Origin of the sequence: Leifsonia sp. McL0618 (assembly GCF_049994905.1) — a bacterium.
Classification (GTDB): Bacteria; Actinomycetota; Actinomycetes; order Actinomycetales; family Microbacteriaceae; genus Diaminobutyricibacter.
Map to the genome: position 1 here is coordinate 573767 of NZ_CP188258.1, position 25129 is coordinate 598895.

Here is a 25129-nt window from a genome sequence, read left to right on the forward strand (position 1 = left end):
AAACAAGTGCGCCGTCAAGAGCGGAAGGGCGTGTCGATGTGGTCGGCGTCTCGGACCAGGCAACGATTTCGCGATGACGTAGAGTTCGTGGCGTGGACAACGATGCCGGCGCCTGGTTCCTCAGTCGTGCCGAACGCGGAAACCCCGCCAGTGACGTGCAGACGGGTGGTACCGGGTCTGCGTCATGGTCAGAGGGCAACCTCGTGGAGCCGCTCGTGCACGGAGCGACCTACTTCGCGCGGTTGCACAAGGAGCTGACAGCGCTGCAGCCGGGGGACCGGGTGTGGTTCACCGACTGGCGCGGCGACGCGGATGAGCGGCTCCTGCCCGAGGGACCGACGATCGGTGACCTGCTCTCCGGTCTCGCCCGCTCGGGGGTGCAGGTGCGCGGGCTGATCTGGCGGTCACACGGTGAGCGAGTGACTGCGCCGATCAGCGGAAAATCCAATGCTCATCTCGGTCGCCTCATCAACGACGCCGGGGGAGAAGTCCTCCTGGACCAGCGCGTTCGTCTGTTCGGTTCTCATCACCAGAAGTTCTTCGTCATCCGGCACAGCGCCGACCCGTCGCAGGACGTCGCGTTCGTCGGCGGAATCGACCTCTCCCACAGCCGTCGTGACGACGCACGACACGAGGGGGACCCGCAAGCGCTGACCATGGACCCGCGGTACGGCGAACGGCCCCCGTGGCACGATGCGGCCCTCGAGTTGCGCGGGCCCGTGGTCGCAGACCTGCTGGCTGTGTTCGCCGAGCGCTGGAACGACCCGCATCCCCTGGACCACCGCAACCCGTATCGGATGCTGCAGCAACGACTCGCTGACATGCCGCGGCATCCGAAGCCGCTTCCCGAGGCAGCACCGCCCCCGCCTCCGGTGGGCCCGCACGCGGTGCAGCTGCTGCGGACCTACGGCCCGAAACGGCCCCCGTTCCCCTTCGCACCGGCCGGGGAACGCAGCATTGCGCGCGCCTATGCGAAAGCCTTTGCCCGGGCTCGATCCTTCATCTACATCGAGGACCAGTATCTGTGGTCGAAGGAGGTCGCCGGTGCCCTTGCCAAGGCCCTCGTCGACAACCCACGACTGCAGGTGATCGTGGTGGTGCCGCGCTACCCGGACTCGGATGGCGCACTCGCAGGTCCCGCGAGCCGCCTCGGTCAACTGCGTGCGATCGCGTTGCTTCGCCGCGCCGCAGCGGACCGGGTCGGAGTGTTCGACCTCGAGAACGAAGCTGCTACACCCATCTACGTCCACGCGAAGATCTGCATCGTCGATGACATCTGGATGACCTGCGGGTCGGACAACTTCAACCGTCGCTCGTGGACCACGGACAGCGAACTCACCTGCGCCGTCATCGACACCAGGCCAGACGATGATCAGCCTCCCGGCCGGATCGCCCGCGATCTGCGCCTGCAGCTGTGGGCCGAGCATCTCGGCTTCGACCGGGACGATCCCCGCCTTCTCGACACCGACGACGCCCTTGCGCTGTGGAGGTCCAGCGCCGACGCGCTCGACCAGTGGCACAAGACCGGTAACCGGACGGCCCGGCCCGTCGGACGCCTGCGCCGCCACCGGACCGAACCCGTTTCCCGACTTCAACGCCTCTGGGCGGCCCCACTCAATCGCTGGGTTGCCGACCCGGATGCGCGCCCGCGCCGCCTTCGGGGCACCTCGGAGTTCTGATCGATCACTGGTTCAGCGAGGGCGGCGTCTTCTCAGCGGGTGGCGACGAGGACGGTGTCCACCGCGTGGCTTCCCGTGCCGTCGCGGGTCTCGGCGTCGTCGCTGCCGCGTTCCAGCCGCTCGCACCGGGTCACGGTCAGGACCGGCTCGACGGCGGCGCGCAGTTCGATTCCTCTGCATCACCGCACCGCAGTTGAGCCGGGAGGCACAGGATCGCACCGATGTATAGTGCGTTATAAAAGTCCCGGTTTATAACAAACGATAACGAGGTCGGTTCATGCAGGCCAGTCCCTACACGCCAGGAGAGATCGCACGGCTGGTGCCAGGGCGTGCCAGGCAGCTCGCCGATTTTGACGAGAGGCTTTCGTATCTTGTTGACCTGGGACGTCTTATCGGCAGGATTCGTGTGGATCACGCCCCTCGCGGTCTCGGGAAGACATCGCTGCTGCGCGAATATCAACGACGTGCCGTATCGCGCGGGGTAATCACCGTGTGGGTGACCGCCGGCGAGGGAGACCTGGTCGCTCAGATCGCTGCCGAGATCGCACGCGTGACCGCGACCTGGAGCGACACCGCGCGTCGACGCGTGGGCGCGCGCCTGGAGTCGCTCACCATGCGAGTCGGAGTGCCGGGGATCGCTGGAGTTGACGCGACTGTCCGGAGCGGGCAGGCAGGTTCGGATCCTGCTGGAAGCCGTGATTTCGAGGCGGTTGTGCGTGCGGCCGCAGCGGGCGACGAGCATAAGGGCCTGGTCATTCTCATCGATGAGATTCAGGCTGCCGATCCCGAGGGTCTGCGTACGCTTGCGTACGCGTGGCAGCATTTGCAGGCCGAGGGGTCCGATGTTCCAGCGGCCGTGTACACGGCGGGCCTGCCGAACGCTGCCGACGCGGTCGCTGCCGCGGTCACCTTCAGTGAGCGCTTCGCCTATCGCCCGCTACACACGTTGCAGCCCGTTGACGAGGAGTTCGCTCTCGTGGTCCCTGCGCGCGAGCTCGGCGTGGAGTGGGATCGCGATGCACTCGACGAAGCTGTCGCGATCGCGCTCGGCTACCCGTACGTCGTCCAACTCATCGGCGACGCAGCCTGGTTCGCGGCCGGCCGCCCCGACGGCGGGGCAACCATCACCGTTGGCCATGTCCGAGCCGGACGTGTAGCGATGGAAGACGACATGGACGCCCTCTTCCGCGCCCGCTGGGCAAACGCCGCCGAAGGCGAGAGGGACTTCATGGTGGCGATGGCGCAGATCAGCGATGGGCCGGTGAAGCGAGCGGAAATCGCGTCCGCGCTTCACGTCACTAGCGAAAGCCTGTCAATGCCTCGAGCACGACTGATTGACAAGGGCTTCATCCAGGCGAGCGACCGCGGATCGCTCGAGTTCACGATTCCCGGATTTGCTGCCTTCCTCCGAAACCTCGACCGCGGCTGACAGCGTAAGGGGCAACAGTGTTAGATCTTGAGCCGATACTGAAAACTGTTCACCAAAAGGGATGGCCTTTGTCACCCTGACAATCGCCACTGACTCCATTGCCTGCCGAATCTGTCACCTCATAATTGACGACTACGACCTCCTTGTCGAAGCAGGCATAGCTGACACCTTCGAGGTCGACGGCGATCCCGACGACATCGACAACGACTCGGAATACAACAACGAATGAAGGGCCGCGAGTTCGTCAAGGCCCGAAATGCCACAAGAGTGCAACTCGACGACGGCGGACGCTCCGGGTGCTGATCTTGGGTTTCATGACAGATTCGGCATGAGTTTGGCGCGCAGCACGCTGGTGCTATTCCCTTCCCCGATCGGGTGGCTGCAGCGGCCCCTGTCTGCTGAAAGGATGTGAGATGTGATTCCGAGTAGATGGCCACGCGCGCTTTGGTGGCTTCTCGTCATCCCAGGCTTCGTCGCCGTGTCGACCCCGTTGGTAATGCTGGGGCGCGGGGGGAGCCTTGGGGTGTCTCTGACGGCACTGATCTCTCTTATGGTGGCGGTACCGTTAGTCGTCTACATCCTCGTCCTGCGTTGGCGGGCTGACGCGCGATATGACGCGGTCACGGCGCTCTTGCCGTCGGCACACGTCGTCGAAGGAATCGCATGCGACCCAACTACGGCTGGCTTCTTCGGCATTGGAGGTGCGAACGCATCGACGCAGGCGAAGCGGGGTTTCGCGGTGGCTTTCGACGAGGAAGGTGCTGGCTTTTATGAGGGTGGGCGTCACGTTGTCGAGTTTCTGAGGCTCGAGTGGGCAGAAGTCGAGTCGATTGACCTAGCCACGGTGACGGTGAACAGCAATCGCCAGGCGACCGCTTTGGAACTCACGGTCGCCCACGACGACGAGTCGACGAAACTCCCGATCGTGATCAAGTCGACTCAGGGGGTGACGGGCTTCCGTTTCAGCTCACCTTTCGAGACCAATGAGCACTTCAAGGCAATCCGGTCGCTGCGCGGCGCTTCACCAGCGGCTCCGCGACCCGTTGTTGGATTGGAAGCGCCGGCTGGCGAGGAGAAAACCGCCCGTCGCAGACTCGCTCCGGGCATGAGTTCCGTTGGAATGTCAAGATTCGCGGGAATCGCCGTCCTTTTCGGGCTGATCGCTTTCCTTGCGATGCTTCCCTTCGGCATTCTGACGTGGACGCACTTCTGGGCCGCGCCCGGTATGTTTTTCCTGCCGTTCCTCCTCATTGGACTCGTTGCGATTGCAGTGGGCAGGATTGTGGGGGTCTTCATCCCCATGCGAGAGTCTGCAGAACTGCGTGCCGGTTACACCCTGTCCCGTGAGGGCGACATCAACGTCGACCAGCTCGATCCTAAGACCGGCTATGTCATCCGAGTCGCCGGACATCAGACGCTCAGCAGGGAGCAGGAAAAAAGCGAGATTCTTCGCGCCCGGGCGCGAGAATCTTCGAGACGTCGGATCTCGACGTCGTTTGCACGTTGGGCAGTCGCCATCTGCGTGATCTTAGCCATCGGCCTGGGCAGCGCGTACATCGTTGGGACCGCACTCTGGTGGAATACGACGACGACCGCAGTTTGCACCCTCGTCGACTACCACTATCGAGACTCACCCGGCGGAGTCGTCTACGACGTCGACACTGACAACTGCGGCCCGCTACAGGTTACATCCGGGCCGATCCTGACCCCAGACCAAGCGACAAAGCTCGGCGACTCGCTCCGAGCAGGTGAGAAGTACAAGCTGGTGCTGCGCGGGTGGTCAGAATGGCCGAACTCTCCGCGAGCGATTGTCGCAGCTTCTGACCTGATGGCTACGAAAACAGGGCTAAACCCCTGAGTCGCCCCACGCCGCCGATGTCCTTGCGAGGCTAGAGATCCTTGCGCACGTCAAGCCCGAAGGACACCTCGAAGGACTCCTCGATGTGGGGGTGGTCGCCGCCGTGGTGAATGCTCAGCCGGTGGCGACTAGGACGGTGTCAACCGCGTGGCTTCCCGCGTCATCGCGGGTCTCGGCGTCGTCGCTGCCGCGTTCCAGCCGCTCGCACCGGGTCACGGTCAGGACCGGCTCGACGGCGGCGCGCAAGAGCTCGGGCGTATACAGAAGGTCGGGCTCCGACGGGCCGTGGCCGCCCGCAGCGATGTTCTCCACGTCGTGGCCGACGACGACCAGGTGGCCGCCCGGCGCGACCCACCCGGCGATGCGCCCTAGGGTCGAAGCGTTGTCCGTGAGGTGCAGGTATGCGACGACGACGAGGTCGTACTGGTGCGGCGGCTCCCACGTGCGCACGTCGGCTTCGACCCAGTCGACGCCGTCTCCTCCCGCGCGGGCTCGCGCCAGTTCCAGACCGGCGCGAGCGAAATCGACGCCCGTCGTGGCCCAGCCGTGCTGGTGCAACCACACGGCAGTGCGACCGTCGCCCGTCGCGACGTCGAGCGCGGAGCCCGGCGTGAGACTGCCGACGATGTCGCTGACCACCCGCGGCGGTTCGGTCGCCCAGATGCCGCCGTGAACGCCGGCAGCTCGGTACCGTTCATCCCAGCCCGACGCATCCATTTCGCGCTCGCCTCCCTCTCAGGTCACCTCATGTCACGTCCCGCTGGTCGAGCTACGCGCCGCCGCCCTGCTGCAGCAGCACGAACCCGTTGCCGTCGGGGTCGCTGAACTGCGTCTGGATGCCCCATCCCTGGCGCTCCGCGTCGGCGACCTCGACGCCGGCCTTCCGCAGCGCCGCGATCACGGCGTCGATGTCGTCGGTGTGCAGCACAAGGCCCTGCTGCCATCCGGGCCCGGCCCGGCCCGGGAACGGCGGGTGCAGCGTGAAGTCGACCGTACTGCCGACGGGCGCGACCGACAGCCAGCGGTCGTCCCCGAACGTGTTGTCGGCTCGCACCTCGAAGCCGAGCACGTCGCGGTAGAACGCAAGCGCGCGGTCCTGGTCGGCGACAGGAATCGTCACGGTCTGGATGGTCAGCTGGGGGATCGCCATGGTGATGAGCCTAACCTTCAGCGCGCGGCGACCTCGCGCTGCTCCTCGCCGACGTATGCGCTCAGCGGCCGGATCAGCGCGTTGGCGTGCAGCTGCTCCCTGATGTGCGCCGTCCAGCCGGTGATCCGGCTCGCGACGAACAGCGGCGTGAACAGCTCCGTGTCGAAGCCGATGAGGTTGTACGCGGGGCCACTCGGATAGTCGAGGTTCGGCAGGATGCCTTTGGTCTCGACCATCGCCTTTTCGAGCGCGTCGTACAGCTCGGCCATGTCGGGGCGGTCGTATTCGACGATGAGGGTGTCGAGCGCCGCCTTCATTGTGGGCACGCGCGAGTCGCCGTTCTTGTAGACGCGGTGCCCGAACCCCATGATCTTGCGCTTCTCGGCAAGGGCGTCGTTGAGCCAGGACGCCGCGTTGCCGGCCGTGCCGATCTCGTCGAAGATGTGCATCACCGCTTCGTTGGCGCCGCCGTGCAGCGGGCCCTTGAGCGCGCCGATGGCTCCGACGACGGCCGAGTACAGGTCGGACAGCGTCGAGGTGATGACGCGTGCCGTGAACGTACTGGCGTTGAAGGAGTGCTCCGCGTACAGGATCATCGAGACGTCGAACGCCTCGACGACGACGTCACTCGGAACGTCTCCGAAGGTCATGAACAGGAAGTTGGCGGAGTAGCCGAGGTCGTTGCGTGGTTCGATGAGCTCCTGCCCACGGCGGCGACGCTGGTCGTAGGAGACGATCGCGGGGAGCTGTGCGAACAGGCGGATGGACTTGTCGAGGTTGGACGACGGGCTGGCATCCGAGGCGCTCGGGTCGCTCGCGCCGATGACACTGACGGCGGTGCGTACGACATCCATGGGATGTGCGGTGAGCGGCAACTCGTCGATGACGCGTTTGACCCGATCGTCGAGACGTCGATGTGCGCGCTCCCTGGCTTCGAATTCCACAAGCTGTGCGGGGTCGGGAAGATCGCCGTTCCACAGCAGGTAGGCGACCTCCTCGAATGTGCAGTTCGCCGCGAGCTCCTGAACGGGATACCCGCGATAGAGCAACGAGTTCGTCTCGGGGTTGACCTTGGAGACGCTCGTGGTGTCGACGACGACACCCGCGAGCCCTTTCCTGATGTCGGGGTCGGTCATGGTTCGGTCCTCTTTCTCGTACGAAAGGTCAGCGCCCGGTGGGCACGTGGAAGTTGAAAACGGAGGTGTCGAAAGCGTTGTACGACTCGTAGTCGAGCAGCTCGTACAACCGCGCACGCGTCTGCATGCCGGCCACCTCCGACCGCAGCGAACCTTCGCGCTGGATCGTCTCGAGCCCGCGTTCCGCGGCCCCCATGGCGATGCGCAGCAGCGAGACCGGGTAGATGACGATGTTGATTCCAACGCTCGCGAGCTGCTCGGTCGTGAACAACTCGCTCTTGCCGAATTCGGTCATGTTGGCGAGCACCGGCACGTCGACAGCCCGCCGGATGGCCTCGAATTCGCCCAGGTCGGCCATCGCTTCGGGGAAGATCGCGTCGGCGCCGGCATCGACGAGTGCTTTCGCGCGGTCGATCGCGGCATGCAGGCCATCGATGGCGCGGATGTCCGTTCGGGCCATGATGAGCAGGTTCGGGTCGCGCCGCGCATCCACCGCCGCCCGGATGCGCTTCGTCGACGTCTCCAGGTCGACCACCGCTTTGCCGTCGAGGTGACCGCAGCGCTTCGGGTTCACCTGGTCTTCGATGTGGAGGCCGGCGACCCCGGCATCCTCGAGGGACTGCACCGTGCGCGCGACGTTCATCGGCTCGCCGAATCCGGTGTCCGCATCGATCAGGGTCGGCAGGTCGGTCATCCGGCTGATCTGCTGACCGCGGTTCGCGACCTCCGTGAGCGTGGTGAGTCCGATGTCGGGCAGGCCGAGGTCGGCGGCGATGACCGCTCCCGAGATGTACACACCCTCGAAGCCTTTGTCCTGGATGAGCCGGGCGCTGAGCGGGTTGAACGCCCCGGGGAACCGCAGCAGCTCACCGCTCGCGAGGTCGGCGCGCAGTTTCGCGCGCTTGTCGGCCGGTGTGACAGACGAATACAGCATCAGAAGAGTCCTTTCGGTCCAGCGGTCAGCACGCCCGCCCTGGCGACGATGGTGAGGCCGTCGAGTTCCCCGCCTTTCAGCTCGGGCAGGCGCTGCACGGTCTCGAGAAAACGCTCGATCTCGGCGGGTTCGAGAACGGGCGCGGCGAGCATCCGGAACTTACGGATGTAGTCCTCCCGCGCGAACGGACGGGCGCCGAGCGGATGCGCGTCGGCGACGGCGATCTCGTCGGCGATCGTCGAACCGTCGGTGAGGCTGATCTCGACGCGACCCCCGAAGGCCTTCTCTGCGGGGTCGTTGGAGTGGTAGCGCCGCGTCCACTCCGGGTCCTCCTGCGTGGTGACCTTGTTCCACAGTGCGACGGTGTCCGGCCTGCCGGCCCGCTCGGGCGCGTACGACTTCACGTGGTCCCACTCTCCGTCCTGCAGCGCGACGGTGAAGATGTACGGGATCGAGTGGTCGAGCGTCTCGCGGCTCGCGGTCGGGTCGTACTTCTGCGGATCGTTCGCACCGGACCCGATCACGAAATGCGTGTGGTGGCTGGTGTGGATGACGATCGAGGTCACGTTCGCCGGGTCGGTGAGCTCAGGATGTTCGTTGTGCAGCTTGCGGGCCAGGTCGATCCAGGCCTGCGCCTGGTATTCCGCCGAGTGCTCCTTCGTGTACGTGTCGAGGATGCCGCGCTTCGCTTCGCCGCGCTCGGGGAGCGGGACCTCATAGCGCGCATCCGGACCGTCGAGCATCCAGGCGATCACCCCATCCTCGCCCTCGTAGATCGGTGTCGGGCTCGTCTGCCCGCGCATCGCACGGTCGACTGCTTCGACCGCCATCTTGCCCGCGAAGGCCGGCGCGTGCGCCTTCCAGGTGGAGATCTCGCCCTTACGCGACTGGCGGGTGGCCGTCGTCGTGTGAAGCGCCTGGCCGACGGCCTGGAAGATCGTCTCGGTGTCGAGGCCGAGCAGCGTGCCGATGCCGGCGGCCGCCGAGGGGCCGAGGTGGGCGACGTGGTCGATCTTGTGCTTGTGCAGGCTGATCGCCTTGACGAGGTCGACCTGGATCTCGTAGCCGGTGGCGATGCCGCGGATGAGCGCCGCGCCGTCCTTCTGCGCATGCTGGGCGACTGCGAGGATCGGCGGGATGTTGTCGCCGGGGTGCGAGTACTCCTCGGCCAGGAACGTGTCGTGGTAGTCGAGTTCGCGCACCGCGACGCCGTTCGCCCACGCTGCCCACTCCGGGCTGAAACGGCCCTCGATGCCGAACACGGTCGAGCCGGGGGTCGCCGGGTGGGCTTCGGCCTGGGACCGGGCCGCGATGGCCGGAGCGCGCGTGATCGAGGCTGCAGCGACGGCTGCGTTGTCGATGATGCGATTGATGATCATCTCCGTGACCTCGGGGGTCACAGCGACTGGGTCCGTCGCGACCTCCGCGATCTTCCAGGCCAGCTGGTCCTCGCGGGCCACGTTCTCTTCGCTCTTGTGGACACGTACCTCGTGCAGTTTCACTGTTCTTCCTCTCTCACCGAAGTGAGTCGTTCGGCGGATGCCAGCACGCTGTGCAGGCTCCGATGCAGGTGGACCTGGGTCGCGGATGCCGCGAGCTCGGCATCGCCGTCGACGATCGCCTCCACGATGAGCAGGTGCTCCTCGGCCGCAGTGCGCAGGCGTTCGAGATCGTCCCGGGACACCCGGCGGATGCGCACGAGGTGCGGGCGCAGGTTGCGCAGAGTGGAGACGAGGTACGGGTTGCCGGTGGCGTGGTCGACGGCCAGGTCGAAACGCGCCACGAGGTCGTAGTAACGCTCGTGTGCCGGGTCGCCGTCGCCGAGCAGCTCGGCAGCGTGCAGGAATTCGTCCCGCAGGCCGACGAACACGTCACGATCGCGGTTGCGTGCGGCGAGGCGGGCTGACTCTTGTTCGAGCACCCGGCGAAGGTCGAAGAGCTGGGTGACGGACTCGACGGAGACGGTGGTGACGACCAGGCCGCGGCCGCGCTGTGTGGCCACGAGGCCATCCGCGCCGAGCCGGGCGAGCGCCTCGCGCACCGGCGTCCTCGAGACGCCGAGACGCTCGGACTGCTCCACTTCCTGCAGCACTGTCCCCGGTGCCAGGCGCCACTCCATGATGTCTTCGCGCAGCGTCGCGTACGCGCGATCACTGGCTTTCGTCGCCATCAGTTGACCCTCATGTATACACACGTTACTCGTGTATGCGACATCTGGTCAAATAGTGAGCTGATTGGCCACTGGTGTATACACTCATCGGTCGGTGGCGACGAGCGCGTCGACCGTCAGCGACCCTGCAGGTGAACCGTGGGTTGCGAGAGGATGACGAGCTGCTGGGTCGCGCGGGTCATCGCGACGTAGCGGTCGACCGCGCCCTCGATGCCGGTACCGAACGTCTCCGGCTCGACGAGCACGACCAGATCGAACTCGAGCCCCTTCGACAGCTCCGGTGTCAGGGTTCGCACCCGCGGCGGTGGCGCGAACGAGCCGGCCACGCCATCCGCAACCCCGATCACGCAGCCGATCCCGTCGGCGTGCGCGGCAAGCCAGTCGTCGACGATCGACACGAGATCGGACACGTTCGCCCGCACGACAGGGATGCCGCTTTCGCGGATGGAGGTCGGCACGTTCGCATCGGGGAGTGCAGCCCGGATGACCGGTTCTGCCACCGCCATGACCTCCTCGGGGGTGCGGTAGTTGATGCTCAGCGACGCGAGCGTGACATCGTCGAGCCCGATCCGGTCGAGGCGTTGCTGCCACGACTCGGTGAACCCGTGACGGGCCTGCGCGCGGTCGCCGACGATCGTGAAACTGCGGGACGGGCAGCGACTCAGCAGCATCCGCCACTCTGCGTCGGTCAGCTCCTGGGCCTCGTCGACGATGAGGTGCGCGAACGGGCCTGCGAGCAGGTCAGGGTCGGCACTCGGGAGGGCCGCCTCATCGACCAGGGTGTTCGTGAAGTCCTGCCCGCGCAGCATCGTCATAACCATCAGCTCGCTGTCGTCCGCCGCGATGAGGTCGTCGATGACACGTGCCATCTCTTCCTGCTGGGACGCGATCGCGGCGTCGCGTCGGCGCCTGTGCCGGGCTGCGTCGGGGTCGCCGATGCGCTGTCGTGCCGCGTCGAGGAACGGGAGGTCGGAAACCGTCCAGGCGCGCGCATCCGCACGCTGGAGCATCCGGACCTCGTCGGCGCTGAGCCAGGGAGCGCACAGCCGCAGGTAGGCGGGCACCGACCAGAGATCCCCCACGACGCCGGCCGGGTCGAGGAGAGGCCACGCCCTCGCGAAGGTGCCGGTGAGCTCCTCGTTCTGCAGCAAGGCCCTGCGCACGAGGTGAGGTGGAACCTCCTCGTCGTCGAACTCGTCGACCAGGATGTCGAGCACGGCCTCCCAGACCTGGTCGCGTGCCTCGTTGTGCGGCGTTCCCGGATCGGCGGAATCGAACGCCTCGGCCCACGCGGCGGCGCTGAGCCGGATGTCGCTCCAGGGGGTGCCGACGGTCAGCCCTTTCGACGGCGGCTGCTCGTAGTACCGCACGGCCGCCTCGATCGCCGCTACGAGGTCGCCTGAGGACTTCAGTCGCGCGACATCGGGGTCGGGTTCGATGACCGCCGCGGATCCCTCGGCGACGAGGTCTCGCATCGTGCAGGTCTGCACGCCTTCTTCACCCAGGCTGGGGAGCACGTCGTCGACGTAGGCGAGATAGCCGCGGCTCGGGCCGACCACCAGCACCTCGCCGCGGCTGCGCGAGAGGTGGGGGTCGGAGTAGAGGAGGTACGCGGCGCGGTGGAGCGCGACGACGGTCTTTCCCGTGCCGGGTCCGCCGTCGACGACGAGCGCACCCCGCGATCCGGCACGGATGATCGCATCCTGATCGGACTGGATGGTGCCCAGAACGTCGCGCATCCGGGTCGAACGACTGGTGCCGAGGCTTGCGATGAAGGCAGACTCCTGGTCGAGTGCGGCGTTTCCCTCGAGCCCGTCCGGCGTGAACACCTCGTCCCAGAAGTCGCTGATGCGACCGCGCGTCCACCGATACCGCCGACGGCTCACCAGGCCCATCGGGTTGGCATAGGTCGCGCCGAAGAACGGCTCGGCCGCCGGGGAGCGCCAGTCGACCAGCAGCCGGCGTCCGGCCGCGTCGGTGAGGCCGAGCCTGCCGACATAGACGGGCTCTGTGGCGTCCGCGCCGACCATCCGGCCCAGGCACAGGTCGAGGCCGAAGCGGCGCAGCAGGCGCAGCTGCGCGCTCAGCCGGTGGATCTCCAGGTCTCGCGCGAGGGCCGCCTCGCCGTCGCCGCCGGGCGCTCTGCGCTCCGCGTCCAGACGATCGGACAGGTCGGCGATCGACTGCTCCAGGCTTTCGGCGATCGTCCCGAAGTGCTTCTCGTCGCCGGCGACCAGAGCTGGGTCGCGCTTGGCGGCGAGTCGGTCGGGAAGGTCGAACGCACTCGTACTCGCAGTCACAGTCCTCGATTCTCGGTCATGACCGGGGTCTTGCGGCAAGCCCCCCACTCCGCTATAGATTGAAAGTGGAAGGGAGCATGACTCCCTTCCTTTTTGTTTGCACGGACGACCTTCCTGTCACAGATAACTCTCGGGTGGTTTCGGCGACGATAGGATGATCCGCCGGAAGGGTGACATGTCCTCAGAATCCAAGAACGACCGCACACGCGAAGCCAAGTCGGCAGCGCGAGCCAAGGCTGCGGCGATGCTCGAGCAGCAGCGCCGGCGCGAGCGCCGCAAGAGCCTGCTCACCTGGGTGGCGGTCGGTGTCGGCGTCGTGCTCGTCGGCGGCGTGATCACGGGCGTGGTCGTGGCGAACTCCAACACGACTGGCAAAGCTGCTGCGGCCGTGCCCAGCTCCGCCCCGACCACTGCGTCCGGCGTCGACTCGGCGCCGCCGTGGAACGCTCCGGCAGACCCGAGTGCGCGTGCGAAAGCCGCGGGTCTCACGATGCTGAGCGCCGAGGGCACTGTCGAGCACATCCACTCGCACCTCACCGTCGCTGTCGACGGCAAAGCGGTCACTGTGCCGGCGCTGCTCGGGATCGACGAGGCGAACGCCTCGATCTCGCCGCTGCACACCCACGACACGTCCGGGATCGTGCACATCGAATCGCCGGTCAAGGCCACCTTCACGCTCGGCCAGGTCTTCACCGAATGGGATGTCGCGCTCGCAGCAGGAAAGATCGGCTCGTACTCGGCGGCATCCGGCGACACAGTGACCACCTTCGTCGACGGAAAGCCGGTCACCGGTGACCCGGCAGCGATCACGCTCGCGAACCACGAAGACATCGACATCGTGGTGACGAAGGCAGGCGAGACGGCGACGGCTCCGGCCGCGTTCACCTGGCCGGCGGGGTACTAGGAGCGCTCGCGCCGAGCGTGCCGGTTCCGGACGAGACAGTTCCGCACGCCGGGCACGCTCGACCGGAGCGGGCACTCTCGGCGATCTGCTTTCGGATTTTCATCAGAAACATAACCGGCTCCCAGCCGATTCAATACCGCGAGTGCATCATTAGGAGCATGGACCCGAATATGCCGACCGAGCCGCTCCCCCCGGCTCCGCAGCCGCAGCCGGGCTACGCACCGCAGCCCGGCTACGCACCGCAGGCGCCGTACGTGCAGCAGCCGGCCCCGGCGCGCTACCAGCCGCACGCCGACGAGCCCTTCTATAAGCGGTACGGCCTCGCGTTCGCGATTTCGACCCTCGTCCTCGGTGCGTTCGTGGTTCTCGCGTTCCTCGGAGCCGGAGCATTCGCTGTGGGAAGCGTCATCTCACACGGCGTCGGCTTCTCGCATGCCATAGAGGGCAAGTTCCCGCAGCAGCTGATTCCGCCGGGCCAGGGCAAGGGCCAGGGCCAGGGCCAAGGTCAGGGCAAGGGTCAGGGCGGGAGCGGCTCCGGGCAGGGGCAGCAGGGAGCTGTGCCCGGCCCGAATTCGGGCAACCAGGTCGCGGTGGTCCGCGGAACGATCACGTCCATCTCGGGTGATTCGTGGACGATCGACACGCAACGCGGCGCATCCATCACCGTACAGGTGACGTCGTCGACCGGGTTCGGTACGCCCAACCAGTCGCAGAGCGCATCGGACTTCGCGGTGGGCGACGAGGTCATCGTGCTCGGTTCGCGCTCGGGTGACACGGTCACTGCCCTCCGGGTGCTCGGTGTTTCCAGCTTCAAGCAGCCGTTGCCCACCACCCCTGGAACGCCGGTCACGCCGGGCCCGAGCCCGAGCAAGTAGCGATCGCGGGTCGCCTACGGGCGGCTTGCGATCATGTCGCGGATGCGCCCTGGTAGACCTCGAGGCCGCCCGCGAGCAGGGTGATGCCGAACTCGAAGCCGCCGGCGCTGTCGTCGTCGTCGAGGGGGCCGTCGGTCGCGCGCGCGGCACCCAGGCTGCTCGCCTGCAGGTGCTGCTGTTCCCGTGAGACGTGGCCGAGGATGAAGTGGAGCACGGCGCGGGCCGCGGCGATGCTCGTCCGCTTGTCGAACCCGCCGCGCGAGATCGCCGCCGCGAGCCGTGACTCCGCCTGGTCGCCGCCCAGCCCGAGCGCCAGGGTGCTCGAGACGACCTCGGCGCCGTCGCGATAGGCGAGCAGCGCATCCCTGAGTGACCTTGCCTCGGCGTGCAGATCGGCGCGCCAGTCCGGTGTCGCCGGCACCGGGCGCATCTGGGTCAGGATGCTGTCGCTCACCGCGGCGAGGAGGGTCTGCTTGTTCGGGAAGTGCCAGTAGAGCGCGCTGGGCTGCACGTTCAGTACGGAGGCGAGCCGGCGCATGGTCAGGTCGGGCAGCCCCAGTTCGTCGAGCACGGTGAGGGCCGCTCGCGTCACGTCCTGTTGCGTGTGACGGATGACGCGGGTGCCGGTGTCTTCCGAGTTGTCCATTCGGCCATCATAGTGAACAATGTTCAGGTGAACGGTGTTCAGGTGAACGGCGTTCATGAACCGATTGGAGGCAGCTCGTGAAGACACGGCGTGCACTGGACCCCCGCGATCTCGCCAAAGTCGCGGTGTTCGCGGCGCTTATCGCTGTACTCGGGCTCCCCGGGGCAATACCGGTGTTCGGCGGAGCCGTGCCGATCACCGCCCAGACCCTGGGAGTGATGCTCGCCGGGGCCATCCTCGGGCCGTCGCTCGGCGCGCTCTCGGTGATCGTCTTCGAGGTGCTCGTCGCCCTCGGGCTTCCCCTGCTGTCCGGTGGTCGCGGGGGCCTCAGCGTCTTCGTCGGCCCTTCCGCCGGATACCTGATCGGCTGGATCGCCGGATCCTTCGTCATCGGACTGATCCTCTGGTCCTCCGGCCGCAAACCGACCTGGCTGCGCGCCTTCGTCGCCTGCCTGGTCGGCGGGATCGGCGTCATCTATGCGATCGGCATCCCCGTGCAGGCGTGGGTGACCCACATTCCGATTCCGCAGACCGCACTGCTCAGCCTGGCGTTCATCCCGGGGGACATTCTCAAGGCGGTCCTGGCCGCGACGATCACCATGGTGCTCTGGCGCGCGTACCCGCCCGCGTTCAGCGCGTACAACAAGCGCCGGGTAGCGAAGGATCCAGCGGACACGATGGTGGACGTGTGAGCCGCTCCGGGTCGATCGCGCGAGGGGAAGTGACCCTCTCCGGTGACGCGTTCGCTGCCTCCGTAACTGCACGCGCCGCCGCGCTGGACGACCAGTCCGGACGCATCGTCCCCATCCGGACCCCGGATGCGCTCCAGGCGCTGGTCGAGGCGTTCGCCGTGCGCGAGGCCGGCGGCATCCCGGTCGTCGGCGACGACCGCTGGGAGGAACGCCAGTGGCAAGACCTTCAGCTCACCTGCGGAGGACTCACCGCACCGGCAGGTCTCGGCTGGGCGACGCTGACCTCGGGGAGCACCCGCGCCGCGCGACTGATCCTGCGATCGGACGAGTCCTGGTCGTCGTCTTATCCAGCCATTGCCGGTCTCGTCGGGCTCACCACTGAGTCCGTGCTCTACCTGCCTGTGCACCTGGTCTCATCGATGTCGATGTTCTCGATCGCGATGGCCCGGGCACTCGGACACTCGGTGCGGCTTCCGCGACTCAGGCAGCCGTCATCCGACGATCTCGCGGATGCGACCCACGTGCATGCGACGCCGTTGCTGTTCGAGCGCATCCTCGACCTGATTGAGGGAGGTGCGCCGCACAGCTTGCGCTCCGCCCTCATCGGGGGAGCGGGACTCGACCCCGTGCTGAGGCGGCGGGCAGCGCAGTTCGGCATCCGGGTCGTCACCTACTACGGTGCGGCGGAGCTCTCGTTCGTTGCGGCGGATGCTGACGGGTCCGGGCTGCGCGTACTTCCCGACGTGCACGCGCGACTCGACGCCGACGGGCGGATGTGGGTGCGCTCGCCGTATGCGGCTGCCGGTTATGCCGGATCCGAGGTCGGGCCTTTCGCTTTCGGCGCGGACGGCTGGGCCACCGTCGGCGACCTCGCGGCCATCGACGACGAGGGTCGGCTGACCCTCCGCGGGCGCGCGGACGGCGCCATCCTCACCGCCGGCGCCACGGTCGTCCCCGAAGAGGTGGAGGCGATGCTTCGAGCGGTTCCCGGCGTCCGGCAGGCGGTCGTCTTCGGCACTACCGCGCACGGGAACGACGCGCTCGTGACAGCCGTGGTCGAACTCGACGCCGGGGCACAGGTCACGGCACGCGAGCTGCGGGAGAACATGCGTTCTGCCCTGATGCTGCCGCACCGTCCCCGGCTCTGGTATGCGATGGAGAGCATCCCTCTCACGGCGACGGGCAAGCCTGCACGCGCTCGTGTGCGCGACGCGGTCGCGAAGGGGGAGGTGGCGCGCCTTGGGCACTGACCGATCGGCGACGATCGTGGCGGCCAGGCGCACGCCGGTCGCTACGCGGGGCGGGCGGCTGGCACAGCATCCGGTCGACGCGCTTGCCGCCGTCGCGATCCGAGCCGCCCTCGACGACGCCGAACGCAGCACCGGCGCCGTGCTTTCGATCGCCGACGTCGTGATCGGCAACTGCATGGGCCCGGGCGGCAACACAGCGCGTGTAGCGGCGCTCGCAGCGGGGCTCGACGTCACCGTTCCGGGGATGACCGTCGACCGTCAGTGCGGCAGCGGACTCTCCGCGATCGTCGCGGCGGCGAGCATGGTTCGCGCGGGCGATGCGCAGGCGGTGATCGCCGGGGGAGCTGAGAGCGCCTCGACCGCTCCGGTGCGCGTGATCGACGGGCAGCCGTATGCGCGTGCCGCCTTCGTGCCTGCCGGTCAGCCCGACCCGGACATGCTCCCGGCTGCCGAAGCTCTCGGGCGCAGGTTCGGCATCTCGCGTGAGGCGCAGGACGCCTACGCGTTGCGCAGTCATCGCGCTGCCGAGCAAGCCATCCGCGATGGGCGGTTCAGAGACGAGCTGGTGGCCGTCGCGGCCACCGCCACCGATGACGGCCCGCGAACCGGCCTCGAGCGGATGCTCGAACGATTCGCGCCCCTCGCGGGCGGGGCCGTGACCGCCGGCAACTCGTGCCGCGTCAGTGACGGCGCGGCAGCGGTCGCGGTCGTCGATGACGCGTTGCGCGGCTCCGCTCCCGGGCTTCGCCTGGTCGCATCGGCCACCGTCGGATGCGACCCGGGCCTTCCCGGCATCGGCCCGGTGGCGGCCGTCGAACAGGTCCTCGCGGATGCCGGTGTCTCGCTCGACGACGTCGCGGCCATCGAACTCGTCGAGGCTTTCGCCGCGCAGTCGCTCGCGGTCCTCGAATCGCTGGGTCTCCACGGCGAAGGGCGCACCGATCCCCGGGTCTGCGCGGACGGCGGGGCGCTCGCCCTCGGCCACCCGTGGGGTGCCAGCGGTGCGGTGATCGTCGTTCGGCTGTTCTCCCGGCTTGTCCGTGGGGGCGCCCCGGCGGGCAGCCTGGGCCTGGCCACGGCGGCGGTCGGCGGTGGCATGGGCGTCGCGGCCCTGTTCGAGGTGGTGAGGTGAGCGAACGCACGATCGTCTTCGACGACACCGGGGTCGACTTCGGCGGCGCCGAGGCGCTCGCACACGTCTCGGTCTCGCTCGACGAGCAGCGGATCGCCGTGATCGGGAGTAACGGATCGGGCAAGTCGACGTTCGCACGGCTGCTCAACGCGCTGACCCGGCCGACATCGGGCACGGTGCGCGTGCACGGTCTGGACACGGTCCGGCAGCAGAAGGAATTGCGGCGCCGGGTCGGGTTCGTCTTCAGCAACCCGGACGCGCAGATCATCATGCCGACGGTGGGCGAAGACGTCGCATACTCGCTGCGAGGGAGCGACCTCAGCAAGTCCGAGCGGGCGGCGACGGTCGAGGCGGCACTGCAGCAGTTCGGACTCGCCGAGCTCCGGGACGCCCCGGCCCACCTGCTCTCGGGCGGTCAGAAACAGCTGCTGAGCCTGTGCGCGGTTCTGGTCTCCGGGCCGTCGCTGGTGGTCGCCGACGAACCGACCGCCCTGCTCGACGCCGTCAACAGCCGGCGCATGGAACGGTTCCTCCTCGACGAGATGGACCAGCAGCTCGTACTCGTCACCCACGACATGCGGCTCGCTGCGCGCTGCGATGTCGCGATCCGGTTCGAGGGCGGTGTGCTGGTCGACCGCGGCGCACCCGCCGAGGTCATCGCACGCTACGAGGAGGCGTTCGCATGATCCCGGTCCATGTCGAGGGTTCGAGCATGGTGCACCGGATGCCGGCCGGCGCCAAACTGTCGGTGATGGTCGTGGTCGTCGCGCTGATCTCGCTCACTCCGAACGGTCCGCTGCTCGCGGGGTGGGGCATCCTTGTGGTCGTCGGGTACGCGCTCGCGGGACTCCTGCGCAGCCAGCTGTTTCGGCAGGTGTACCTGATGCGCTGGATCATCGTGATCACCGTTGTGGGTCAGCTCGTGTTCGTCGGTGAGACGGCTGCGGTGCTGAACACCCTGCGCATCGTGATCCTGATCCTTGCGGCGGCGCTCGTCTCGTTGACGACGCGGGTCTCCGACATGCTCGAAACGGTCGAACGATTCGTCGGGCGATTCCGGCGGTTCGGAGCGAACCCGGAGGCGGTCGGCACGGTGCTCATGGTCGCCATCACGAGCATCCCGGTGATCGCGTCACACGCGGGCCGTGTCAGGGAGGCGTACCGGGCGCGGCGGGCCGGGACGAACATCCCGGCCATGACCTCGACGATGCTCGTGCTCGCCATCAAGCACGCGGACGAACTCGGCGACGCCCTGGTCGCCCGCGGCGGTCATGCCGGGAGCCGGCGATGACCCGGGTGTGCGGGCCGACCGTCGACGACGAGACCCGGTGCATCCACTACCGCACGCCCACGGACATCATCGCCATCCGGTTCCGGTGCTGCGGTCGCTACTACCCGTGCCACCTCTGCCATGCGGAGTCGGAAGACCACGAAGCCGTGCAGTGGCCGGTGGCCGAGCGGGAGACGAAGGCGATCCTGTGCGGGGTGTGCAAGACCGAGCTGACGATCTCGACCTACCTGTCGGTGCTGAACTGCCCGGACTGCGGGTCCGCGTTCAACGAAGGATGCCGCCTGCACACCCACCTGTACTTCGAGGTCACCTGACGGCGACGTGGGTTCAGGGGTTGCGGAAAACGTCGTGGTCGCCGATGCGACGCCAACGGCAGTACAGTTCGCCGTCGATGGTGATGAGTTCGAAGGTGGCGCGGCCGTCGGGGGAGGTGAACGACCAGGTCATCTCCAGGACCCCGGGGGCGTTTCGGACGGATTTGATGCGGAGCGAGGAAGGCCATTTCTGGGCCGGGGTGGCGGCGTAGACGTCGCAGGCCGGCGCGAAGCTATCCCGGACGATGTCGCGGAAGGCCCGCTGATGCTCAGATTTGAGGCGGCGGTAGTCGTTATCGAAGGCAGGGGTGCGCTGGAACTTCACTCGGGCGCACTCATCGCGTCGAGATCTGCAAGGAACTCGTCGGTCGAAGCGCTGGTCGCAATTTCGCCGCCAGAGACGTATGCGTCGACTTCGCGTTCCCGCTGCTGCCAACGTTCGGTCCAGAACCACGCCTGATCTGCGGGCACCGGGACGGTAGGCCGCAGCTCGAGCACGCCATCTGCGCGTTCGGTGATCTCCATCTGCGTGCCGTCGGCGTCCAGGTTCAGCCGGCGCCGCAACTCCGCGGGGAGCGCGACGACACCGCGCGCTTGAACAGCGACGAATCCGTGAAAGCTCATGACATCAGTATGACACAATTCCAGCTATACAGAATAGCTGTTTTGCGGCAAAGCTGATCGCACTTGGTTATCAGCTACATACGCGTTGGGCACATCCGCTCGCAGTTCCTGGTCGAGGCGCTCCTCCTGTCGGCGTTCGGCGGCATCCTGACGAAGGCGATCCTGTGCGGGGTGTGCAAGACCAAGCTGACGATCTCGACCTACCTGTCGGTGCTGAACTGCCCGGACTGCGGGTCGGCGTTCAACGAAGGATGCCGCCTGCACACCCACCTGTGCTTCGAGGTCACCTGACCGCGATGCGCGAGTCGGGGATCATCCCGTAGATCTCTGCCCACTCCGCTTCGTAGTGGACAGGATCGAGGTCGCCAGAGCGGCGCCGGGCATCCAGCTGTTCGAGGCGGCAGGCTGTCGCACGAAGAAGCGCGGCGTCGCCGTACTCCTCGAGTTCTCCGTGCACGTAGACGCTGACGGCGGCGAGTGAGCGGATGCGGTCCCTGGTCGGTCGCGTGAGCCGGGCCCCGAGCCAGAAGCCCGCAGCGTACAACGCGACCATCGCGACAAAGGCCAGCGCGGGCGGCCAGGCGCTGCCGACAATGACAACGAAGGTGAGGGCGATGAGCGCTCCACCGATCGGCCAGCCGTGCGTGAAGTGCAGCGCGCGTCGTTCCGCACTCGTCGTCCCCGGCGGATAGACGGTCAACCGGACGCGTCGCCACATGCTCCGACTTGCGGGCGAGACATCGATCGTGCCCCAGAGCTTGTCGCCTTCAGTAAGTTTGCGCAGAAATTCAACCACCATCACAGGATGCGCCAGGGTGCTCGGCGGCTGGGCGATCCTTGCGAACTCCATACGGCCGCGGGCGAAATGCTAACGGGTACCACACACCGGAACGTACAGCTTCGACAATTGCCATATCGGGTGTGCGGTAAGTTGGATTCATCACGATCAGCCCGCTCGCCTCACGGCTCGGGCTGATTTTCTTTAACGGAGACAACTGTGGCCGAGTACAACAAGCCGTGGCTCACGATCGTCGAGCAACTGGACAAGCTCGAACGTCGTGGCATCGAAATTGGCTCCCGATCAACGGCCGCATCGCTACTCGCCCGGCATGCAAGGCCATCCGTTACGCAACTGTGAAGAATTTGCCAAGCCCGACGCCGAGATCGACGCGGCCTGATCGTACGAGTTCCGGGAGCTACGTGCCGACGTACGTCGCCAGGTGCTGGCCCGTGAGGGTGGAGCGGTCCGCGACGAGGTCGGCGGGCGTTCCCTCGAAGACGACGAGGCCGCCGTCGTGGCCCGCCCCGGGGCCGAGATCGATGATCCAGTCTGCATGGGCCATGACCGCTTGGTGGTGCTCGACCACGATGACCGACTTGCCCGAGTCGACAAGCCTGTCGAGCAGGCCGAGCAGTTGCTCGACGTCGGCGAGGTGGAGCCCGGTGGTCGGCTCGTCGAGGATGTAGACGCCTCCCTTCTCGGACAGGTGGGTGGCGAGCTTGATGCGCTGGCGCTCGCCGCCGGACAGCGTGGTGAGCGGCTGGCCCAGACTGAGGTAGCCGAGCCCGACATCGACGAGCCGGCTCAGGATGGCGTGGGCGGCCGGCGTGCGCGCGTCGCCCGACCCGAAGAACACCTCTGCCTCTGCCACCGGCATCGCCAGCACTTCGCTGATGTCGCGGCCGCCGAGGTGGTACTCCAGCACGGAGGAGTCGAAGCGCTTTCCCTCGCAGACCTCGCACGTGGTCTCGACGCCGGCCATGATGCCCAGGTCGGTGTAGATGACACCGGCCCCGTTGCAGTTCGGGCACGCGCCTTCCGAGTTCGAGCTGAACAGCGCGGGCTTCACTCCGTTCGCCTTCGCGAATGCCGTGCGGATGGGGTCGAGCAGCCCAGTGTACGTTGCCGGATTGCTCCGTCGCGACCCACGGATCGCGCCCTGGTCGATCGACACCACGCCTTCGCTCTCGCGGATGGAGCCGTGCACGAGAGAACTCTTTCCGGATCCGGCGACGCCGGTCACGACGACGAGCACGCCAAGAGGGATGTCGACGTCGACGTTCCGGAGGTTGTGGGTGGATGCGCCGCGGATCTCGAGCTTTCCCGTCGCGGTGCGCACCGCATCCTTGAGGGTCGCCCGGTCATCGAGGTGATGGCCCGTGAGGGTGCCGCTTGCCCGCAGGCCTTCCAGCGTTCCCTCGAAGCAGACGGTGCCGCCGTTGGAGCCGGCGCCGGGGCCGAGGTCGATGACATGGTCGGCGATCGCGATCATCTCCGGCTTGTGTTCGACGACGAGAACGGTGTTTCCTTTGTCGCGCAGCCGCAGCAGGAGTTCGTTCATCCGCTGGATGTCGTGGGGATGCAGACCGATGGACGGCTCGTCGAACACGTAGGTGACGTCGGTGAGCGACGACCCGAGGTGGCGGATGATCTTGGTGCGCTGCGCCTCACCGCCGGAGAGGGTGCCTGCGGGCCGGTCGAGCGAGAGGTAGCCGAGGCCGATCTCGACGAACGAGTCGAGGGTCTGCCGCAGGCCGGCGAGCAGGGGTGCGACCGTCGGCTCGTCAAGCCCGCGCACCCATTCGGCCAGGTCGCTGATCTGCATCGAGCAGGCGTCGGCGATGTTGATGCCCGCGATCCGCGAGGATCGTGCGCCCTCGTTGAGTCGGCTTCCGCCGCAGTCCGGGCAGGCGCTGAAGGTGACCGCGCGGTCGACGAACGCCCGGATGTGCGGCTGCATCGACTCCTTGTCCTTCGACAGCATCGACTTCTGGATGCGCGGAACCAGGCCCTCGTAGGTCATGTTGATTCCGGCGATCTTCATCCTGACCGGCTCGTGGTAGAGGAAGTCGTGGAGCTCGGTCTCCGTGTACTCGCCGATCGGCTTGCCCGGGTCGACGAAGCCCGACTCCTTGTAGAGCCGGCTGTTCCATCCGCCGGCGGTGTAGCCGGGCACGGTGATCGCACCCTCGTCGAGGGACTTGCCGGCGTCGAAGAGCTGGGTGAGGTCCATGTCATTAACCACGCCCATCCCCTCGCAGCGCGGGCACATGCCGCCGGTGAGCGAGAAGTCGCGCCGCTCTTTGGAGCTGGAGGTGCCACGTTCGATCGTGATGGCACCGGAGCCGGTCACCGAGGCGACATTGAACGAGAACGCCTGGGGCGAGCCGATGTGCGGCCGGCCGAGACGGCTGAAGAGGATGCGCAACATGGCGTTGGCGTCCGTCGCGGTACCGACGGTGGAGCGCACGTTGGCGCCCATTCGCTCCTGGTCGACGATGATCGCAGTGGTGAGTCCGGCGAGCACATCGACATCCGGTCGCCCGAGCGTCGGCATGAAACCCTGCACGAACGCGCTGTACGTCTCGTTGATCATCCGCTGCGACTCCGCAGCGATCGTGCCGAACACCAGCGAGCTCTTGCCCGAGCCGGAAACCCCGGTGAACACGGTCAGCCGGCGCTTCGGAAGCTCGACGCTGATGTCCTTGAGGTTGTTGACGCGGGCGCCCTGCACCCGGATCCGATCGTGGGTGTCGGCGATTTCCATGCCGTTCAGCCTATTGCGGGCCTCTGACCCTCGCTTCTCCGATCGTGACCGTTCGGGTAGCCCTCTCCGGCTGACTCGGGGAACATGGTGGGGGTGACCGTCCAGCACCGGCTCTCGAGACGCGAAGCGTGCCGCATCGCTGTGCGGGCGCAACTGCTCGATGCCGCTCGACCTGTCGACCTGCTCGACACCGTTCGGCGGCTCAGCCTCGTGCAGTTCGAGCCGACCGCGGCCGTCGCGCCGAGCGCCGACCTCGTGCTCTGGAGCCGGCTCGGCCGCCTGTATCGGCCTGAACTGCTCGAACGGGCGCTCACGGACCACGTCGTCGTGGAGTTGCAGACCATGATCCGGGGTGCACACGACGTCGCCCTTTACCGCGCCGAAATGGAGGCATGGCCGGGTGCGGATGCGCGGCCATGGAAACAGCGCCGCGTCGCGTGGCTCCGCACAAACGACGCGTGCCGGCGCGACATTCTCGAACGACTTCGCCGCGGTGGCCCGATGCTCTCCCGCGACCTGCCGGATACCTGCGTCGAGCAGTGGGAATCGAGCGGCTGGAACACCGGGCGCAACGTCGCGATGATGCTCGAGCTGATGGAGGCAAGCGGTGACGTGGCTGTCGCCGGCCGTCTCGGCCGTGAACGGCGGTGGGATCTCGCCGAGCGCATCTACCCGGACGACCCGGCCGTGCCGGAACCGGATGCGGTGCGCGAGCGGGATGCGCGCAGGCTGCGGTCCCTGGGCATCGCCCGCAGTCGCGGCCCCGAGACGCAGGTCGAACCGGTGGGCGTCGGCGAAGCGGGAGAAGCCGCCGTGATCGACGGCGTCCGTGGGGTCTGGCGGGTGGACCCTGCGCAACTGGACCGGGATTTCGAGGGCCGTGTGGCCATCCTGTCGCCGTTCGACCGGCTCATCTTCGAACGCAAGCGCATGGTCGACCTGTTCGGCTTCGACTACCAGCTCGGCATGTACAAGCCGGCCGTGCAGCGGCGGTTCGGCTTCTACGCGCTGCCGATCCTCGACGGGGAACGGCTCGTCGGCAAGATCGACGCGACCACCGACCTGCCGTCGTCCCTGCTTCGCGTGCACCGCATCCATGAAGACGAGCCGTTCTCGCCCGCGTTGCGCGACGGGGTGCGCGCGGAACTCGAGGAACTCGCCGGGATGCTGCACGTGCAGCTGCAATTCGAGGGCTGA

General features: G+C 67.2%; 28 protein-coding genes. 16 read left to right on the top strand and 12 right to left on the bottom strand.

The annotated features are described in order from the left end of the window. Window positions 1–92: 92 nt before the first annotated feature. The 5 genes from ACPPVQ_RS02690 to ACPPVQ_RS02710 all read left to right on the top strand — a co-directional run bounded on the left by ACPPVQ_RS02690 (window position 93) and on the right by ACPPVQ_RS02710 (window position 4966). Window positions 93–1679: a phospholipase D family protein gene (locus tag ACPPVQ_RS02690; RefSeq protein ID WP_426518368.1), complete on the top strand. Its 1587-nt coding sequence runs from the start codon at window positions 93–95 to the stop codon at window positions 1677–1679. A 65-nt stretch (window positions 1680–1744) separates the two neighbouring features. Further along, window positions 1745–1876: a hypothetical protein gene (locus tag ACPPVQ_RS02695; RefSeq protein ID WP_426518370.1), complete on the top strand. Its 132-nt coding sequence runs from the start codon at window positions 1745–1747 to the stop codon at window positions 1874–1876. Window positions 1877–1956: 80 nt separating this feature from the next. Continuing rightward, complete coding sequence (locus tag ACPPVQ_RS02700) at window positions 1957–3108, top strand: ATP-binding protein (protein ID WP_426518374.1); 1152 nt, start codon at window positions 1957–1959, stop codon at window positions 3106–3108. A gap of 61 nt (window positions 3109–3169) precedes the next feature. After that, window positions 3170–3337, top strand: a complete 168-nt coding sequence (locus ACPPVQ_RS02705; RefSeq protein WP_426518376.1) for a hypothetical protein — start codon at window positions 3170–3172, stop codon at window positions 3335–3337. Between the two features lie 294 nt (window positions 3338–3631). Then, entirely contained in the window at window positions 3632–4966 is a 1335-nt protein-coding gene (locus ACPPVQ_RS02710; protein ID WP_426518378.1) for a phage holin family protein, read from the top strand. A gap of 114 nt (window positions 4967–5080) precedes the next feature. Here ACPPVQ_RS02710 and ACPPVQ_RS02715 read toward each other — a convergent pair whose 3' ends face one another. From ACPPVQ_RS02715 to helR, 7 genes are all read right to left on the bottom strand, one after another. Further along, complete coding sequence (locus ACPPVQ_RS02715) at window positions 5081–5683, bottom strand: class I SAM-dependent methyltransferase (RefSeq protein ID WP_426518380.1); 603 nt, start codon at window positions 5681–5683, stop codon at window positions 5081–5083. A 52-nt stretch (window positions 5684–5735) separates the two neighbouring features. Then, window positions 5736–6116, bottom strand: coding sequence for a VOC family protein (locus tag ACPPVQ_RS02720; RefSeq protein ID WP_426518382.1), 381 nt, complete (start codon window positions 6114–6116; stop codon window positions 5736–5738). Between the two features lie 17 nt (window positions 6117–6133). Then, entirely contained in the window at window positions 6134–7252 is a 1119-nt protein-coding gene (locus tag ACPPVQ_RS02725) for a bifunctional 2-methylcitrate synthase/citrate synthase (protein WP_426518384.1), read from the bottom strand. 28 nt (window positions 7253–7280) lie between these two features. After that, a complete protein-coding gene (prpB, locus tag ACPPVQ_RS02730; protein ID WP_426518386.1) occupies window positions 7281–8186 on the bottom strand; it encodes a methylisocitrate lyase in 906 nt (301 codons plus the stop codon). Next, window positions 8186–9688 carry an MmgE/PrpD family protein gene (locus ACPPVQ_RS02735; protein ID WP_426518388.1) on the bottom strand — a complete coding sequence of 501 codons (1503 nt, stop codon included), beginning with the start codon at window positions 9686–9688 and terminating at the stop codon, window positions 8186–8188. The genes prpB and ACPPVQ_RS02735 overlap by 1 nt, the downstream gene beginning before the upstream one ends. Further along, window positions 9685–10356 (bottom strand): GntR family transcriptional regulator, encoded by a 672-nt coding sequence (locus ACPPVQ_RS02740; protein ID WP_426518390.1) that lies wholly within the window; start codon window positions 10354–10356, stop codon window positions 9685–9687. Before ACPPVQ_RS02740 ends, ACPPVQ_RS02735 begins: the two co-directional genes overlap by 4 nt. Window positions 10357–10472: 116 nt before the next feature. Continuing rightward, a complete protein-coding gene (gene helR / locus ACPPVQ_RS02745) occupies window positions 10473–12656 on the bottom strand; it encodes an RNA polymerase recycling motor ATPase HelR (RefSeq protein WP_426518392.1) in 2184 nt (727 codons plus the stop codon). Window positions 12657–12831: 175 nt separating this feature from the next. Between helR and ACPPVQ_RS02750 the strand changes: the two genes are divergently transcribed. Continuing rightward, window positions 12832–13560, top strand: a complete 729-nt coding sequence (locus ACPPVQ_RS02750; protein WP_426518394.1) for a hypothetical protein — start codon at window positions 12832–12834, stop codon at window positions 13558–13560. 158 nt (window positions 13561–13718) lie between these two features. Then, complete coding sequence (locus ACPPVQ_RS02755; RefSeq protein WP_426518396.1) at window positions 13719–14435, top strand: DUF5666 domain-containing protein; 717 nt, start codon at window positions 13719–13721, stop codon at window positions 14433–14435. 31 nt (window positions 14436–14466) lie between these two features. On the opposite strand, the gene ACPPVQ_RS02760 is transcribed toward ACPPVQ_RS02755, so the two are convergent. Continuing rightward, window positions 14467–15081, bottom strand: a complete 615-nt coding sequence (locus ACPPVQ_RS02760; RefSeq protein ID WP_426518398.1) for a TetR/AcrR family transcriptional regulator C-terminal domain-containing protein — start codon at window positions 15079–15081, stop codon at window positions 14467–14469. Window positions 15082–15158: 77 nt separating this feature from the next. Here ACPPVQ_RS02760 and ACPPVQ_RS02765 point away from each other — a divergent pair, with 77 nt between their 5' ends. The 6 genes from ACPPVQ_RS02765 to ACPPVQ_RS02790 are packed head-to-tail and all read left to right on the top strand — an operon-like array spanning window position 15159 to window position 19760. After that, window positions 15159–15773: a biotin transporter BioY gene (locus ACPPVQ_RS02765; protein WP_426518400.1), complete on the top strand. Its 615-nt coding sequence runs from the start codon at window positions 15159–15161 to the stop codon at window positions 15771–15773. Beyond that, window positions 15770–17023, top strand: a complete 1254-nt coding sequence (locus ACPPVQ_RS02770) for a class I adenylate-forming enzyme family protein (protein ID WP_426518402.1) — start codon at window positions 15770–15772, stop codon at window positions 17021–17023. The genes ACPPVQ_RS02765 and ACPPVQ_RS02770 overlap by 4 nt, the downstream gene beginning before the upstream one ends. Beyond that, window positions 17013–18155 (top strand): thiolase family protein, encoded by a 1143-nt coding sequence (locus tag ACPPVQ_RS02775; protein WP_426518404.1) that lies wholly within the window; start codon window positions 17013–17015, stop codon window positions 18153–18155. The genes ACPPVQ_RS02770 and ACPPVQ_RS02775 overlap by 11 nt, the downstream gene beginning before the upstream one ends. After that, entirely contained in the window at window positions 18152–18841 is a 690-nt protein-coding gene (locus tag ACPPVQ_RS02780) for an energy-coupling factor ABC transporter ATP-binding protein (protein WP_426518406.1), read from the top strand. Before ACPPVQ_RS02775 ends, ACPPVQ_RS02780 begins: the two co-directional genes overlap by 4 nt. Continuing rightward, window positions 18838–19446 (top strand): energy-coupling factor transporter transmembrane component T family protein, encoded by a 609-nt coding sequence (locus ACPPVQ_RS02785; RefSeq protein ID WP_426518408.1) that lies wholly within the window; start codon window positions 18838–18840, stop codon window positions 19444–19446. The genes ACPPVQ_RS02780 and ACPPVQ_RS02785 overlap by 4 nt, the downstream gene beginning before the upstream one ends. Beyond that, the gene (locus tag ACPPVQ_RS02790) at window positions 19443–19760 is read left to right on the top strand and encodes a CHY zinc finger protein (protein WP_426518410.1); all 318 of its coding nucleotides are present in this window, start codon (window positions 19443–19445) and stop codon (window positions 19758–19760) included. Before ACPPVQ_RS02785 ends, ACPPVQ_RS02790 begins: the two co-directional genes overlap by 4 nt. Before the next feature lie 13 nt (window positions 19761–19773). On the opposite strand, the gene ACPPVQ_RS02795 is transcribed toward ACPPVQ_RS02790, so the two are convergent. Further along, window positions 19774–20085 carry a hypothetical protein gene (locus tag ACPPVQ_RS02795; protein ID WP_426518412.1) on the bottom strand — a complete coding sequence of 104 codons (312 nt, stop codon included), beginning with the start codon at window positions 20083–20085 and terminating at the stop codon, window positions 19774–19776. Further along, window positions 20082–20384 carry an AbrB/MazE/SpoVT family DNA-binding domain-containing protein gene (locus ACPPVQ_RS02800; protein WP_426518413.1) on the bottom strand — a complete coding sequence of 101 codons (303 nt, stop codon included), beginning with the start codon at window positions 20382–20384 and terminating at the stop codon, window positions 20082–20084. The genes ACPPVQ_RS02795 and ACPPVQ_RS02800 overlap by 4 nt, the downstream gene beginning before the upstream one ends. Window positions 20385–20447: 63 nt before the next feature. Between ACPPVQ_RS02800 and ACPPVQ_RS02805 the strand changes: the two genes are divergently transcribed. After that, window positions 20448–20675, top strand: a complete 228-nt coding sequence (locus tag ACPPVQ_RS02805) for a hypothetical protein (protein WP_426518415.1) — start codon at window positions 20448–20450, stop codon at window positions 20673–20675. Here ACPPVQ_RS02805 and ACPPVQ_RS02810 read toward each other — a convergent pair. Continuing rightward, complete coding sequence (locus tag ACPPVQ_RS02810; RefSeq protein ID WP_426518417.1) at window positions 20668–21183, bottom strand: DUF6611 family protein; 516 nt, start codon at window positions 21181–21183, stop codon at window positions 20668–20670. The genes ACPPVQ_RS02805 and ACPPVQ_RS02810 overlap by 8 nt on opposite strands. Before the next feature lie 198 nt (window positions 21184–21381). Here ACPPVQ_RS02810 and ACPPVQ_RS02815 point away from each other — a divergent pair, with 198 nt between their 5' ends. After that, window positions 21382–21522: a hypothetical protein gene (locus ACPPVQ_RS02815; protein WP_426518419.1), complete on the top strand. Its 141-nt coding sequence runs from the start codon at window positions 21382–21384 to the stop codon at window positions 21520–21522. Between the two features lie 58 nt (window positions 21523–21580). Here the strand turns inward: ACPPVQ_RS02815 and ACPPVQ_RS02820 are convergent, their stop codons facing one another. Beyond that, window positions 21581–23932, bottom strand: a complete 2352-nt coding sequence (locus ACPPVQ_RS02820; RefSeq protein ID WP_426518421.1) for an ATP-binding cassette domain-containing protein — start codon at window positions 23930–23932, stop codon at window positions 21581–21583. A gap of 93 nt (window positions 23933–24025) precedes the next feature. On the opposite strand from ACPPVQ_RS02820, the gene ACPPVQ_RS02825 reads away from it, so the two are divergent. Further along, the gene (locus tag ACPPVQ_RS02825; RefSeq protein ID WP_426518423.1) at window positions 24026–25129 is read left to right on the top strand and encodes a winged helix-turn-helix domain-containing protein; all 1104 of its coding nucleotides are present in this window, start codon (window positions 24026–24028) and stop codon (window positions 25127–25129) included.